The sequence below is a fragment of the Nocardia sp. NPDC057440 genome, from assembly GCF_042802915.1.
Classification (GTDB): Bacteria; Actinomycetota; Actinomycetes; order Mycobacteriales; family Mycobacteriaceae; genus Nocardia.
Genome location: NZ_JBHVDF010000003.1, coordinates 326,721 through 341,469 on the forward strand (window position 1 = coordinate 326,721; position 14,749 = coordinate 341,469).

Here is a 14,749-nt window from a genome sequence, read left to right on the forward strand (position 1 = left end):
ATGTTCTAGACGTTTTGCAGTGCGCGCATCAGGTCGACGAGACCGGCGCCCTCGAAATAACGCTCCCGGCCGAGCGGGACAGCCGATTTCACGAAGATCTCTTTGATCTCCTCCGCCTGGGTGATGAACTCCGGTCGCACCGAGAGGAATGCGGCGATCGCTCCGGAGACATGCGGCGCGGCGAAGCTGGTGCCGGTGTCGGCGCCGTAGCAGGCGACGCCGGGAGGGACGTCGGTGATGCCCCATCTGGCCGCCGCTTTCCCCGTCGCGCACGAGGTGATCCGCTCGCCGGGAGCGACCAGGTCGGGTTTGAGCCTGCCGTCGCCGGTCGGGCCCTTGGACGAGAAGTACGAAACACCATAGGTGTGTGGCGATTCGCGGTGCGTCGACCCGACGGTGATGGCACGCTTGGCATTGCCGGGATCGTTGATGGTCATGGTGAGACCGACGTTGGTCTGCCGCTCCTTAGCGCTGAACCGGCCGTATCCGGTGTTGCCTGCCGCGACCACGACGACCACCCCCGACCGCACCAGACGGTCCACCTCTTTGCACAGCGGGCTCTGCCCGCAGGCGAACCATTCGGCATCGAACTCGTAGCCCAAACTGATGTTGACGCCGTGGATCTTCGTCAACCTGTCGTTGTCGCCGTTGATTTCCCGGACGTACCGCAGCGCGGCCATCACCGAGATCATGTCGGAGGTGCCCTCCGAGCGCAGCACCTTCAAGCTCACCAGGTGCGCCTGCGGAGCCATACCGGAAACCGCTGCGGGTTCGACCTGCCGTACACCGCGCAGCGGCCGTGCGTCGAGTTCGGTGTACTGCTCGGTGACCACCCGCAGGTTCTCGCCGGGGAAGGTATTCGGGAGGTAGCCAGCGATTATGCCTGCGACGTGGGTACCGTGGCCCAACCCGTCCTGCAATGCCGCATCGGCGGTCTCCGGGCCCGGATTGATCGACTGGGTGAAGTCGCGATGCAACGGGAAGACGTCGTCGGCGAGCACGGTTTTCCCGGCATCGAAATGCGGATGCATCCGATCGATCCCGGAATCCACCACCGCCCAGCGAATTCCGCGCCCGCATGCGTCGAACGCGCGCCGCGCCGCGTCGGCCTTGACCGTGCGTCCCGACACATCGATCAGCGGTTTGACCGGGAAATTGGGCCAGATGCGATGAATCACGTTCTGCCCGTGGTCATTCTGCCCCTGCTCGTGGTCGATCTCGACCAGCCGCTTGACCTGCTCCATCGTCATCTTGGCACGCACATACTCGTCGAACAGCTCGACCGCCACGGGCCTGCGTTCCCCGTGGTTGAGCTGGTCGAGCAGCTGCGTCAGCGCGGTGGTCGCCGCCTTCAGACCACCCAGGTAGCCGACATTCAATTCGATGACGACCGACAGCGGTTCGCTGTCGTCGCTCGGCTGATCGAGTACGCGCGCTCGCACATCCGGATCGAGCAGTGGCTTGGTGATCACGCTGGGCTGGATGGGGTTGCGCTGGTCCGGGCTCTGCGTCACGGAAGGCAGATCGGGGTCCGTCAAGCGCCGTCGCGCCTCTTGGGCGGCGTATTTCCCGGATTCGGTGATACGCCATTGATGGCGGTTCGACAGCACGAAGCCCTCGTCACCGAGATACCGCCGGGCGGAGTAGACGCGCGACTGCCATCGCAGGAGATTCGCCCGCGCCGGGTCCGGTTGCCGGTCTTCGGCACTGGGATGGAACTCGGGCATCGCCTCGATGAGGTCGATCGCGTGTTCCGGGGTTGCCTGTTGCACATCCTGCAGCGCAACGAGAAGCAGGTCTCCGAGGTCGGGGATCGGAGTGAGTGCCATGCGCGTCTCCTTATCTCAGCGCGCGCCGGCTACAGCGTGGACGTATGGGTGGATCAGGCGATCAAGTCCTTGATCGCCTTCTCGTGCAATGGAACGAGTGTGCGTCCCTGCGGCGATCGCGCTGCCCATCGCGCACCGCCGCCGGGATGTCACCCGCTACCCCACCGACGGTAGGACCGCGCACCCGCAATAACACGGGTAGTGCCCTACTCGTCCTCACCTGCGCAGACACGACTTCATTGGAGTACCGGACAGCACCCTTGACACCGCGGGGATTCAGTGACCGGAGCACCCCGGCGACTCCGGGACGGGAGTCGCGTTCGACTCCCCTGTCGTCGGGATCGTCGACAATCCGACGCTGAACGACGGGTTGGTCCGCCTGGTGGACACGAATCGCGGGACGCCCGCTGGGCAACGCGGTCGTTACCGTGATAGACCCCGATCCGGTATGGTGCGGCCCGTGACCGCCCTCCCCGACGCGCCGCACCGGCGGCACCGCCAGCAGCGCTGCGGTGCGCTGCTCGTCGGTGTGCTCGTGGCGCTCGGTCTCGTCGTCGATCTCATCACCGGAAGCACGCTGACGCAAGGCGTGTCGACGGCGGAGGCGACGCAGCTTTCGAACGCGTCCGAGGCTTCCCCGTCGCCGGGCCCCACCGAGTCCGTGCGGTTCGATTCGATCCACGGGCCGCCGAGCTGCGGCGGAAACGGACACATCGGGGCCGCCGCGGCAGTGCCGGTCATCGTGCCGCACCGCGATGGCGGTCAGCTGCCCCTCGCGCTGCGCACCGCGCGCCTCACCGTGGGCCCCGTGTGCTGGTATCCCTCGGCCGAGGAGCGGCAAGGGGCTGCCGACCGGCCGCTTCCTGCGCCACACCTGACGACGGTGCTGCGGATTTAGACGGCAACGCGCCGGCCCTTCCCGGACTCGCTCCGGACCCCCTCGGCCTGCCCCCCTCATGCCTTCATCCGCAGTCCATGCCTGCTCCGCACTCGGAGTGGGTCGTCAGGAGCACCCGAAAAATGTCGCGTCGAAACAATTCCGCACGTCCGCGTAGATCTCCAGCCGAGCCGCCTGTCCGGGAAACCCGGTCACGCACTCGCACAATCGGCGCCGCACTCGCACTCGTGGCGGCGGGCGGGCTGGTGATCGCCGCCGTTGTGCTGACCGGCGGCAAGAACTCCGATGCCGGTCGCGGCGGCGACACCACGCCGGTGGCCGCCGAGGGCAACGCGCAGCGTGCATTGGCGAAACTGGCCCGCCGCGATCAGCAGGACCCGATGGCGCTGGGATCGGCGAACGCGCCCGTGGTGATGATCGAATACTCCGACTTCCAGTGCTCGTTCTGCCGCCTGTTCACCCAGAACACCGAACCGGCGCTGATCGAGAAGTATGTCGGCACCGGCACACTGCGCATCGAATGGCGCAATTTCCCGATCTTCGGCACCGAGTCCGACGATGCCGCGCGTGCGGCATGGGCGGCCGGACAGCAGGGCAAGTTCTGGGAGTTCCGCAAGGCCGTCTACGACAGCGCGCCGAAGAAGAACAGCGGGGCGCTGACCCCCGAAAGGCTGGCCGAATTCGCCGAGCTGGCCGGTGTGCCCGACCTCGCAAGGTTCCGCGCCGACCAGGTCTCGGAGTCCGCGCGAGCGGCGCTGCGCATCGACGCCACCGAAGGTTTCGACCTCGGCATCACCTCCACGCCCGCGTTCCTGATCAACGGCAGGCCGGTTCTCGGCGCTCAGCAGGTCGAACAGTTCATCGCCATCATCGAGGCCGCCCGGCACAGCGGCGGCGAGGGCCTCGGGAAATGACCGGCGGCATCGGCTATTTCGCGGCGTTCCTCGGCGGCCTGCTCGCCCTGCTCAGCCCGTGCAGCGCACTGCTGCTGCCGAGCTTCTTCGCCTACTCCTTCGGCACGCCGGGAAAGCTGTTCGCCCGCACCGGGTTGTTCTACCTCGGCCTCGCGACCACCCTCGTTCCGCTGGGCGCTGCGGGGTCGTTCGCAGGTCGGCTGTTCATCGGCCACCGTGACCTGCTGATCGCCATCGGGGGTTGGACGATCATCGCGATGGGCGTGCTGCAAATCGTCGGCCGCGGGTTCGCGATGGGTTTCGCACAGCGCGCCGCCGCCCGCCACGGACACCCGGAGCAGGCGGGGGCGGTCTACCTGCTCGGCATGGTCTATGGCCTGGCCGGATTCTGCGCGGGACCCATCCTCGGGTCGATTCTCACGGTGGCGGCGGTCGGCGGTTCGCCGATCAACGGTGGGCTGTTGCTCGCCGTGTACGCGCTGGGGATGTCGGTCCCGCTGTTCGTGCTTGCCCTGCTGTGGGACCGGTTCCGCCTCGGCGGCAGACGCTGGCTGCGTGGTCGCGCATTTACCGTCGGGCCGCTGCACCTGCACACCACCTCCACCGTCTCCGGGCTGTTGTTCATCCTGCTGGGCGCACTCTTCCTGCTGTTCGACGGAGCCTCGGCGCTGCCCGGAGTACTGAGCGCCGACACCGAATTCGCCCTCGAGCAGAAGGTGCAGCAGTTCGGCGAGGCCGTCTCCGACGCCACGGTGCTGCTCATGCTCGCCGCCGCGCTGCTGGTCGGCCTGGCCTGGTGGTTGCTGCGCACCAGCAAAGTGGTGCGCTGACCGACTGGGTCGTCCCAACACCCCGTGGCATTCCTGCGGTGTCCGGTCCCAGCCCGGGGTGGTGGCCAGTGGGGTGGTGATCGGGCGGTAGGGCGGGTGGCAACCGAAGTCCAGTTCGGATGCCGCGTCGAGCAGTCGCCATCGAGCCATCCCGAACGGCCCCGCCGAGCCACCCTCCCGTGCTTGAATTGACGTCTAGAACGTGTTCCAGTGTGGGAGGTGGCCATGGCCACACCGTCGATACCCGCCGGGTTCGACTTCACCGACCCCGATCTGTGGGCAAGGGGCCGACCGGTCGCGGAGTTCGCGGAACTGCGGCGCACCGCGCCCGTCTGGTGGAACGCGCAGCCCAAAGGCGTGAGCGGGTTCGATGACGGCGGCTATTGGGTGGTCACCAAGCTCGAAGACATCAAAGAGATTTCACGGCACCCGGAAATCTTCTCCTCCACCGAGAACACCGCGATCATCCGATATCAGCCGCGGATCACCCGCGAACAGATCGACATGCAGCGGGTGATCCTGCTCAATATGGACCCGCCCGCGCACACCAAGAGCCGCCGCATCGTCTCGAAAGGATTCACGCCGCGTGCGGTGGAGAGCCTGCGGCGCGCACTCACCGAGCGGGCGGCCGCCATCGTCACCGACGCCAAACGCATCGGCAGCGGAGATTTCGTCGAACTGGTCGCCTCCGAGCTGCCACTACAGGCCATCGCCGAACTACTCGGAGTCCCCCAGCAGGACCGCAAGAAATTGTTCCACTGGTCGAATCAGATGATCGGAGCCGATGATCCGGAATTCGCGGGCGACGCGGCCACCGCGCAGCTCGAACTGACCGGCTACGCCTGGAATCTGGCCGAGGAGCGGCGCAAATGCCCGGCCGACGACATCGTCACCACACTGGTCAACGCCGACATCGAGGGCGAGCATCTCAACTCGGCAGAATTCGCCTTCTTCGTCATCCTGCTCTCGGTGGCAGGCAACGAAACCACCCGCAATTCCATCACCCACGGCATGAAAGCATTCGTCGACCACCCCGACCAATGGCAGCTCTACCGCGAACGCCGCCCGCGCACCGCACCCGACGAGATCGTGCGCTGGGCGACCCCCGTCGCCGCCTTCCAGCGCACCGCGACCCGCGACGTCGAGCTCGGCGGCCAGGCGATCAAAAGGGGCCAGCGAGTCGGAATGTTCTACAGCTCAGCCAATTTCGACGAAACAGTCTTCGACGACCCCTTCACCTTCGACATCCTGCGCGACCCCAACCCACACGTCGGTTTCGGCGGCGCGGGAACGCACTACTGCCTCGGCGCGAACCTGGCCCGCCTCGAGATCGACCTGATGTTCAACGCCATCGCCGACACCATGCCCGACATCACCCAGGTCTCCGAACCCGAGCTCCTGCGCTCGGGCTGGCTCAATGGGATCAAACGCTGGGAAGTCAGGTTCGAGTAGCCTGACCTCGGCCCTTGGCGTCCCAGCCGCGACCCCGAGCAGCGGAAAGCCCCGCATCTCGTTAGGTAGTGAGATACCGCTGGCCGTGCGGAATGGGTGCACGTAGTTGAGCGGGATCTTCCGGCCGCTGACGACAGCAGTCCGTTCCGTTGACCCGTCGGCGTCACTGTCGACGGTGAGCGCGGCAGCATCGCCACATCCGAGTAGCCGGGGCAGCCAATACAGGTAGGTGTTACTCGCGACAGCGCCCGGCCGGTGACCAATATTGAGTGCGACCTTTCACCGAAGGAGCAGGCGATGTCTTTTCCGACTCCGTATTCCACCCTGCTCGCCGCCGATTTCACGATGGAACAGGCTCTCGAACAAGCGCTGCTGGACACCAGAGCCTCGTTCCCGCTGTTCGGCGACATTCCGCACGTTGCATTGTCGATTGCCTCCGTCGAGGGGCCGGACGATTTCCGCCACGCCGGGGTTGATTTCGGCCGGATGTTCTACTCGGCGAGCCTGCTCAAGGTGGCGATTCCGTACTGCGCCTATCAGCTTCGCACTGCGGTCGAGGACGCCGGCAACGCCACGGGAGCGACCAACGCCGCGTCAACCTACGCGGCGGCTCGCGCCACGATCGATCCTGAGGCTGCCGACGCTGTCCCGGCGATCGGCCCCTTGAAGACCGGGAAGGACGTCTTCTCCGAAGGCAGCGTGATCGAGTCGAACGACTCGGCGAAGCAGTTCATCGTGGTCTGGCAGAACGCATTCGAAGCCGACGTGCCCGCGATGTCGTTCCTCGTCGAGCGCACCGTGCGGCACTTCCTCGATGCCTGAGCACAGGCCGAACCAACCAGAACGGAGGCCGCCATGGATATCTCCCCCGAAATGCTGGCCGCAAAGGAAGCCCTGGCGGCGGTGCTCGAGGGTGCGCTGCCCTTCCTTCCAGGCGTCGTCGGGGTCGACATCGGTTACCGAGAGGAGGGCCTCGAGCTGACCGACGACGTCGTCATCCGGGTGCTCGTGCGCGACCTGAACGATGTGCCTGCCGCGTTACCCGGGCTGTTATCGCCGGTGGAGGCTGCAGTGACACTCGTCGAGCGTGACCTCGACCCTCTCATCGATACCGCCGCGCGGAATCCGCTCATCGGCGGCATCTCGATCGCGGCGGCCCACGGAGCGGCCGAGATCCAGGCCGGGGCCGGTACCTTCGGCGGCCTGGCCACGGACACACTGTTCCCGGGCCCCCGGGTAGGGGTGACGTGCGCACACGTCATCGCCAGCAGCGACGTGGAGGTCCACCAGGGTGACCCCATCCGTCAGCCGGAAGCGCCACTGCCCGGCTCTCGCCGGATCGGCCAGCTGTTCCGGTTCTCCGAACCCGAAGACATCGCCGTATTCACCGTCGACCAACCCGCACTGGCGAACATCGTCGACATTGGCACCTATTCCGGTATGGCGAGGGCCAACGGCGACGATATCGTCCGCAAACGCGGCAGAACGACCGAACTCACCGTCGGACGAGTGACGAGCACGGGCCTGCAAATTCTCGGAAGGGGCACGCGTGCTATCGGATACGAGATTCGGCGACGCCCGACCGATCCGCCCTCGTTCTGCGATCGCGGCGATTCGGGTTCTCTCGTCATCAACGAGCAGAACCAGGTGGTCGGACTGCTCACCCAACGCGGCCTGCCCAACCCCGGGGCCCCGGGATTCTTGTCCGGATTCGCGGTGCAGATCGTCGACGCAGCGGCGGCGGTAGGCATCACGTTCTGACGGCGCACCAGCCGAACGATCGCCTGGGAACCATTGCGCCGCTGGTGTTGCCGACGCTGATGACGAGGTCGGTCCAGATGTGCAGCTCGGATTCGGCGCTGGCCTTGTGCGGCGGTTCCAGCACGAATGCCGACGGGTAGCGCCTTGCCCGAACGGATCATCGCATTCGAAACAGGTGCCGAAGCCAAGGCTGGAGTTCAGTGCTTACGCGCCACGCCCCCATAGGCACCGGACTGTTCGGGATGCGCGCCGATGTCGTCGGGGTTGTCGGGCCGCCACAGCGGCAGGTGGACGAGTCCGGGTTCGACCAGCGACCAACCGTCGAAGTATTCGGTGATCTCGGCCTTGGAGCGCAACACGATTTCGGTCGAGGTGCGGCCGGAGAGTTTCTGCGCCTCGAGGACCTCGGCGGGTTGGCCGTCGGAGGTGGCGTGGGTGATGGCGAGGAAGCTGCCGGGGGCGACCGCGTCGCGCAGGCCCGCCACGCAGCCGAGCGGGTCGGCCTCGGCGGAGACGAAATGCAGTACACCGAGCAGTAGTACCGCCACCGGCTGGTCGAAGTCGATCAGCTTTGCTACCTCGGGGTCGGCGAGGATGGCTTTGGGGTCGCTGATGTCGGCCTGGATGACCGCGGTGTCCGGGTCGGCGCCGAGGATCGCCCTGCTGTGCGCGACCGCGACCGGATCGATGTCGACGTAGACCACGCGGGCCGACGGGTCGCGCCCCTGGGCGACTTCGTGCACGTTGCCGACTGTGGGAATTCCGGATCCGATGTCGAGGAACTGGCTGATCCCGGCATCGACGAGGAAGCGCACGCAGCGGCGCAACAGGTCTCGGTTCGCGCGCATGGTCTCGGCCACGTTGGGTGTGAACGCCTCGATCTGCTGAGCGAGCTGCCGGTCGATCTCGAAGTTGTGCATGCCGCCGACGAAATAGTCGTACACCCGCGACGCGCTGGGGCGGTCCAGATCAATGCCATCGGGAGCCCAACTCGGTCTGGTCATGGATTATGAAATCCTTTCGTGCCGCGCATATTTCGGCCGCTCCCGCACCCAGAACCGCGGAGGCGCCGCCATAGTATCCCAGTAGTGCTCAGCCTGCTGTAGTTCATGTGCGGCGTGCCAGCCGATTGCACGACCTGGGGTGCGACACCGCCCAGGGCTGGCTGTTCCATCGGCCCATGCCTGTCGACGAGGTGACCGATCTGCTCGCAGACCGGTCACCCGCGCCCCACCGTGCGGCTCGCGCCGGAGTCGCACCACCTGGTCGGTAGCGAGCAGGCCGATCAGTAGTTCAGGACGATGTCCCCGGCAGGCGAGCCCACACCAGGCGTGGTGTTGGCCACGGTGACAGCCGCGCCGTTGACGGCGATCGTCAGGCCGCCTGCGACGCCGAGCGCGTGCGCGACCGGAGCTCCGCCCCCCCAGCGTGACGGCAAAGGTTCCCGCTGTCGGTGTGGTGACCACTAAGCTCCCTGCGAGCACGCCCGCTCCGAAATTAGCGTTCTGACCTGGTACAAGAACTGTTCTGGGCATTACCGGACTCCAAGATATCAACTGGGAAATAGAGAGCATTCGCCAAACCAATTGGGGTGGTGATGATTTCATCGTCGCTGTTTGACAGCGGCTTGGTCGCGCACACAAATCGTTCGCCCAATGATGTTCCGCCACACTTACTTTCGTATGCGCAAGCGCCAAGGAGATCGGTCGGTTCGCTACCCTGAAGGACAGGCAACGATCGAGAGCCCTTCCCGCGGACACCATTCCGGTGCCTCGATGTGAAAACCTCGCGATGGACTCCACGGCGACGCCTATGATTCAACGACGGTCTCCGCGGGTAATCCGGGCTGCCGGAGGCTATGCACAACGAGGAGCAGCATGAACGTCAGAACCGACCTCGAACACGAACTACGCGGGCCGTTGGCGACGCTCGACCTACTCTCCGATCAGGAGGCCGCCGACCTGCTCATGTTGTTCCGCGCGGCCAGGCAACACGAGGCAGACGCACTGTCGGAGTCCATCGACAAGGTGGTGGGCTCGCTGCCCCGGCCACTGCGCGGACCGGCGCGCCGGATCATGTTCGGGGACCGCCGCCACTGATGAGCGACCTGGTAATTCGCGCCCAGATCATGCTGCTGGCGCGCACGCTGCACGTCCCAGCGGAGCGCCTGGCGCACTTGGAACGACTCGGCGCGGCGCACCTGCACGAATTGCAGGAACGCATGGCGGGCATCATCTTCGACCAGCACGCCGAAACGTTCCACCGAATCAGCAAGCTGGTACCGATCATTCCGCTCGGCATCTCGATGCCGCTGGTCCAGCGGATAGTGCCGCCGATGATGACGGGCCGGGCCGCAGGCGCCATCGGCGTCGTGTATCCGAAGAAAGCCGCCGAGACGGTCTCCCTGCTCGGCACCTCGTACGCAGCGGACTGCGCACCATATATGGATCCGCGCACTGTCGGCCAGATCGCGGATGTGGCGCCGCCCGAACCGATCGTGAACGTCCTCAACGAGGTACTGCGGCGCCAAGACTACGTCACGGCCGGACCGTTTCTCGGGTACGCCACACTAGCCTTGATCGATGCCGTCGAGCAGGGCGTACACGACGACGAGGGCCTGATCTTCGCCGCCGCGTACGCGTTCTCGGCGACGAGCATCAGCGCCATCCTGCGACAGCTGCTGTCCGGGCAGTGGCAACGGATTCCACGGATCGTCCATACCGTGCTGGTCGGGTCGTCGAATCTCCAACTGGCGGCGCTTTCGGCATTCGCGCGCTGCGACGACGACGTGATCACCGCGATCGGCGACATCATGTTCACCATCGGATCCATCGAATCGATCAGCAACCTCATTGTCACCGCTATTCATGTCGGTGCGATACCAGAGCTGCTCACGTTCACCAGTCACTTGAGCCCGACAGCGCTGGACCGGATGGCCGCGAATCCGGTCGTCGGCAATGAGGCGGCGCTCGCCGCGATTATCAAAGTCCTCGACGGACGCAGCGAACCCGCCGTCTGGGGTGGGCTGTTCCAACTGGCCGCGCGCGTCGACGCCGACGCCCAGCGCCGGACCGCCCGAATGCTCGCGGACATGTCCGACCAGGCTGTGGCAGCGTTGCCCTCCATCGCCACCGAAGCCCATCTGTGGCCGCTGCTGCTGCCGGTACTCGCGGCCGCCGATGCCGAGGTGCACGCCAAGATCGGCGCGATCTGGGCGACGCTGCCACCGGAACGTCGCGCAGGCTTGGAATTGCGTATCCACGAACTACACCTCGACACCCGACTGGCCGCGATGACGAACCAGATCCCCTCGGTATCGGTGGAAGAGGTGTTCTTCAGACGGCGTCAGATGGGGCGGCGACGCGGTCCTACCGACAGTTGGGAACTGCACTGATCCGCACCAGATGCGGATCCGGAATTCGCCGCGCGCGCAGAGGCGTTCCCTATTGCATCGCGAGAAAGGCCTGACGGCACAGCACACCGCGCGACCGGCCCGCAATAGTTCCAGGAGCAGTGGCATCAGATCGTTTGTGCCGCATCGGCATTGACCAATCTGAGCAAGAACGGCTCGGGCACGTCCGGCCAGCCGGGCTGCCAGCGGCCCGTTGCCTGGTCCTCGCGCAGCGCCGCGAGCGTCGACAGCACGTAGGGTCCGCCGTCGAGCAGATAGCGGACCGAGCCGAGTTCGGCGCATTGGGCGGTGACGGTCGCCAGCAACGCCTTGGCCGCATCGGTCCGGCCTGCGGCGGCCAGGCAGGCGACAAGTAATCGGCGCGCCTTCAACAGTTCTCGGGGACGGTCGACCGCTTCGAGCCGGTCCACCCATTCCTGCGCCCACGTGCGGGCGAGCTCGGTCCGCTCCGGCGAATCTTCGGCCAGCAGCAACCGGATCGCGGTGAATTCCTCATAGAGCACGGTGAATTCGTCGATCGGGTCGGCGGGGGTACGGCGGTAGGCGTAGTCGACCACCGGCAGCGGACCGGTTTCGGGGTTCGGCGGCAACCCGAGCCGCAACCGCTCGTTCTCGACCTCGGCGCGCAACCGCGGCAACGACATCGAGCGTGCGACACGGGCGCCCTCGTTCAACCTGCGGATCGCGGCGGCCCGGTCGCCGAGCAGCGCCTTGATGCGGGCGCCGACCACGTAGCGGGCCAGCTTGAAATCGACGACGCCCGCCTCCGGCCCCAACTTGTAGCCTTCGTCGAGCAGCCGTTCCGCCTCCACGATCTCGCCGCGCTCGTAGAGCAGCTCCCCCAGCAGCGATCCGGCCAGTCGCGCGCCGTAGGAGTGGCTGCCGCCGGACTGTTTGGCCACCTTCATCGCCCGCCGGAAATACTGTTCCGCACGGGCGATGTCGAGCCGCAGGCTGGCGGCGAGTCCGAGAAAACACAACCCGTTCACCGTGTTGTAGTAGCCCTTGTTCTGCCGCACGTACGGCGCGGACCACTCCTGGATGCGCACCGCCTCGTCGAAGTCGTAGCGATAGCCTGCCGCGAAGGACGCGACATTCGCGCCTATGGCCACCACATACGGTGACATTTCGTCCGCACGGTCCAGACACGGTCGCAGCATGTCATCGACACCGGCCAGCACATCCGCGCGCACCGTCACTACCGCGCGCACAACACCCGCCTCGGCGCGCAGATTCGCGGTCACGGTCTCGTCGAGGCCCGCGCTGTCCAACCTCGACTCCGCAAGCCGCAGTGCCCGTTCCGCGGGTGCGGCGCGGTGCAACAGGATGTTCGCCCACGCCAGATCCAGCTGCAGTCGAGGATGAGTCTCGATGGTCGTCGCGGGCAGTTTGCCGACCAACCCGATGAGGCTGGCGAACTGCCCGTACTCGAGCAGCGACATCCCGTCCGTTTCGACGATCTCGACCGCGCGCAGCTCATCACCGGCCAGCAGCGCGTGATCGACCGCTTCGCTCACATGCCGGTGCTCGGCGAACCATCGCGACGCCGCGCGGTGCAGCTGTGTGATCCGTTCCGGCAGATCGCGTTCCAGCCGCTGCCGCAGAAATTCCTGGAACAGGTGGTGGTATCGGAACCAATGCCCGTCGTCGAGTCTGCGCAGGAACATGTCCTGAAGCTCGATCTGCTCCAGCAACGCCTGTCCGTCGGCGACGCCGGTGAGCGCGCCGGCCAGCTCGCCACAGATGCGTTCGGTGATCGAGGTCGCCACCATGAAATCGAGCGTCCCCGCTTCGAGGGTGTCCAGGACGTTCTCGGCAAGGAATTCGCTGATGGCATGGTGTCGTCCGGTCAGGTGACCGATCAGTGCGCTGGGATCATCGCTGCCGCGCAACGACAGCGCGGCGAGCTGCAGCGCCGCGACCCAGCCTTCGGTCGATTCGGTGAGGTCCTCGACATCGCCGCGGTCCAGCTCGAGCCCACCGAGGTCGACCAGGAAGGCATAGGCCTCCTCGACATCGAAACGCAGTGCCGCGGTGCCTATCTCGACCACCTCGTCACGCGCTCGCATCGAACTCATGGGCAGCCGGGTCTGATTGCGGCTGGTCACCACGGTACGCAGGGCCGGACTGCAGCTTTCGATCAGAAAGCGCAGCGCGCCCGCGGTGGCCGGATCGTGCACCCGATGCCAGTCGTCGATCACGACGATCAACTGCTCACCGCGCCGGTCGATATCGTTGATCAGCGAGGTCAGCACGAAACGCTCGGCCTCATCGCCGTGCTCCTCCAGCAGTTCGCCGAGCTCCTGTGCGAGTGCGGGACGCACGGCGCGAATGGCCTCGATGAGGTGCGACAGGAACCAGACGACGTTGTTGTCGTCGTCATCGACGGTCAGCCACGCCACCGCGACCCCGTCGGCGGTCAGGTCCTCGCACCATTGCGCCGCGAGTGTGGTCTTGCCGAAACCGGTGGGGCCGTGGATAACCGCCAGCCGACGGCCACGCCCCGCCCGCAGCAGCCCGATCAGACGCGCCCGCTCGACGAGCGGGCGCGTCGGCACCGGCGGCCGCAATCGCGTCGCGGCCACCGGCGGGGTCGTCCGCGCCGAAGATATCCCCGAAGTGCGACGCCTACCCGTTCCGGTCGGCGTCGCCGTCTGGCGATGTCCGACCGGTTCCGCGGCGGCCAATGGAATCGGCATCTCGTCCGGCGCAAGCCCGTACCTGGCTTGGATCTCGCGTAGCGTCTCACCGAATTCCGCTGCGGTGGGAGGCCGTTCGTCGATGTCACGGGACATCGCGCGTTCGATCGCGCCCGTCACCTCGGCGGGCAGAGCGGCATCGCTCAGGTCCGGTATCGGCTGCTTGGTGATGCGGAGGAACTGGGCGACCAGCTGTTCGCCGCTGCGCCGCTCGAACACGGCGTGACCGGTGCCGGCACAGAACAGCGTCGAGGCGAGGCTGTAGATATCGGCCGTCACATCCGGGGTGCGACCCTGCAGCACCTCCGGTGCGGTGAAGGCGGGCGAACCGGTGACCGTCCCCGCGGTCGTCTCGAAACCGCCGACCAACCGCGCGATTCCGAAATCGGCGAGCTGCGGCTCGCCGTACTCATTGAGCAGGATGTTCCCGGGTTTGACATCGCGATGCAGCATTCCGCGCCGGTGCGCGGTCTCCAGCGCACCCGCGATCTTCACCCCGACATGCAGCACGTCCTGCCAGCTGAGCGGCCCATGGTCCTGGATTCGGGCATCCAACGAGCCGTGCGAGTGATACGGCATCACGATGTAGGGCCGCCCGGCCGCCGTCGACCCCACCTCGAACACGCTCACAATGTTCGGATGGCCCGAAAGCTTGCCCATGGCCAGCTGTTCACGGACAAACCGTTCGAGGTTCTCTGATTCCAGATCGGCGGTGAGCACCTTGATCGCTACCTCCCGATCCAGCTCAGCCTGAAAGCAGCGATACACCACGCCGAACCCGCCGCGACCGATCTCGACAGCATCGGTGAATCCGGCAGCATCGAGCTCCGCCGCGAACCCTGAGCTCAGGCCGCGTTGCGTGGAAAGCGGATCGTTATGCGCCACGACGACCTCGAGACAAACTGTCGGTTACTTACTCCGAGGATATTCCCGCCACCGCAATTGCGTGAGCCG

At 66.1% G+C, this 14,749-nt stretch carries 12 protein-coding genes; 8 read left to right on the forward strand and 4 right to left on the reverse strand.

From position 1 onward, the window contains the following. Positions 1-5: 5 nt before the first annotated feature. Positions 6-1,829, reverse strand: coding sequence for a S8 family serine peptidase (locus ACFU4Z_RS08050; protein WP_379060671.1), 1,824 nt, complete (start codon positions 1,827-1,829; stop codon positions 6-8). A gap of 460 nt (positions 1,830-2,289) precedes the next feature. Between ACFU4Z_RS08050 and ACFU4Z_RS08055 the strand changes: the two genes are divergently transcribed. The 6 genes from ACFU4Z_RS08055 (at position 2,290) to ACFU4Z_RS08080 (ending at position 7,684) form a co-directional block, all read left to right on the forward strand. Then, positions 2,290-2,727 carry a hypothetical protein gene (locus ACFU4Z_RS08055; protein WP_379060672.1) on the forward strand — a complete coding sequence of 146 codons (438 nt, stop codon included), beginning with the start codon at positions 2,290-2,292 and terminating at the stop codon, positions 2,725-2,727. A gap of 227 nt (positions 2,728-2,954) precedes the next feature. Continuing rightward, positions 2,955-3,641, forward strand: coding sequence for a DsbA family protein (locus ACFU4Z_RS08060; RefSeq protein WP_379060673.1), 687 nt, complete (start codon positions 2,955-2,957; stop codon positions 3,639-3,641). After that, the gene (locus ACFU4Z_RS08065; protein ID WP_379060674.1) at positions 3,638-4,471 is read left to right on the forward strand and encodes a cytochrome c biogenesis CcdA family protein; all 834 of its coding nucleotides are present in this window, start codon (positions 3,638-3,640) and stop codon (positions 4,469-4,471) included. The genes ACFU4Z_RS08060 and ACFU4Z_RS08065 overlap by 4 nt, the downstream gene beginning before the upstream one ends. Before the next feature lie 225 nt (positions 4,472-4,696). Then, entirely contained in the window at positions 4,697-5,923 is a 1,227-nt protein-coding gene (locus tag ACFU4Z_RS08070) for a cytochrome P450 (RefSeq protein ID WP_379060675.1), read from the forward strand. A gap of 297 nt (positions 5,924-6,220) precedes the next feature. Then, positions 6,221-6,745, forward strand: coding sequence for a hypothetical protein (locus ACFU4Z_RS08075; RefSeq protein WP_379060676.1), 525 nt, complete (start codon positions 6,221-6,223; stop codon positions 6,743-6,745). Positions 6,746-6,778: 33 nt separating this feature from the next. Next, complete coding sequence (locus tag ACFU4Z_RS08080; RefSeq protein ID WP_379060677.1) at positions 6,779-7,684, forward strand: trypsin-like peptidase domain-containing protein; 906 nt, start codon at positions 6,779-6,781, stop codon at positions 7,682-7,684. Between the two features lie 197 nt (positions 7,685-7,881). Here ACFU4Z_RS08080 and ACFU4Z_RS08085 read toward each other — a convergent pair whose 3' ends face one another. After that, a complete protein-coding gene (locus ACFU4Z_RS08085; RefSeq protein ID WP_379060678.1) occupies positions 7,882-8,688 on the reverse strand; it encodes an SAM-dependent methyltransferase in 807 nt (268 codons plus the stop codon). 281 nt (positions 8,689-8,969) lie between these two features. Next, complete coding sequence (locus ACFU4Z_RS08090; protein WP_379060679.1) at positions 8,970-9,122, reverse strand: hypothetical protein; 153 nt, start codon at positions 9,120-9,122, stop codon at positions 8,970-8,972. A 439-nt stretch (positions 9,123-9,561) separates the two neighbouring features. On the opposite strand from ACFU4Z_RS08090, the gene ACFU4Z_RS08095 reads away from it, so the two are divergent. After that, positions 9,562-9,783, forward strand: a complete 222-nt coding sequence (locus ACFU4Z_RS08095) for a hypothetical protein (RefSeq protein ID WP_379060680.1) — start codon at positions 9,562-9,564, stop codon at positions 9,781-9,783. Beyond that, on the forward strand, positions 9,783-11,078 hold the full coding sequence (locus tag ACFU4Z_RS08100) for a hypothetical protein (RefSeq protein ID WP_379060681.1): 1,296 nt from the start codon (positions 9,783-9,785) through the stop codon (positions 11,076-11,078). Before ACFU4Z_RS08095 ends, ACFU4Z_RS08100 begins: the two co-directional genes overlap by 1 nt. Before the next feature lie 125 nt (positions 11,079-11,203). On the opposite strand, the gene ACFU4Z_RS08105 is transcribed toward ACFU4Z_RS08100, so the two are convergent. Beyond that, positions 11,204-14,680, reverse strand: coding sequence for a protein kinase (locus tag ACFU4Z_RS08105; RefSeq protein WP_379060682.1), 3,477 nt, complete (start codon positions 14,678-14,680; stop codon positions 11,204-11,206). Between the last annotated feature and the right edge of the window lie 69 nt (positions 14,681-14,749).

Bases quoted from the DNA above. Each gene is read 5' to 3' on its own strand.
- ACFU4Z_RS08050 (WP_379060671.1), bottom strand. From the start codon at position 1,829: ATGGCACTCACTCCGATCCCCGACCTCGGAGACCTGCTTCTCGTTGCG.
- ACFU4Z_RS08065 (WP_379060674.1), top strand. From the start codon at position 3,638: ATGACCGGCGGCATCGGCTATTTCGCGGCGTTCCTCGGCGGCCTGCTC.
- ACFU4Z_RS08070 (WP_379060675.1), top strand. From the start codon at position 4,697: ATGGCCACACCGTCGATACCCGCCGGGTTCGACTTCACCGACCCCGAT.
- ACFU4Z_RS08075 (WP_379060676.1), top strand. From the start codon at position 6,221: ATGTCTTTTCCGACTCCGTATTCCACCCTGCTCGCCGCCGATTTCACG.
- ACFU4Z_RS08080 (WP_379060677.1), top strand. From the start codon at position 6,779: ATGGATATCTCCCCCGAAATGCTGGCCGCAAAGGAAGCCCTGGCGGCG.
- ACFU4Z_RS08085 (WP_379060678.1), bottom strand. From the start codon at position 8,688: ATGACCAGACCGAGTTGGGCTCCCGATGGCATTGATCTGGACCGCCCC.
- ACFU4Z_RS08095 (WP_379060680.1), top strand. From the start codon at position 9,562: ATGAACGTCAGAACCGACCTCGAACACGAACTACGCGGGCCGTTGGCG.
- ACFU4Z_RS08100 (WP_379060681.1), top strand. From the start codon at position 9,783: ATGAGCGACCTGGTAATTCGCGCCCAGATCATGCTGCTGGCGCGCACG.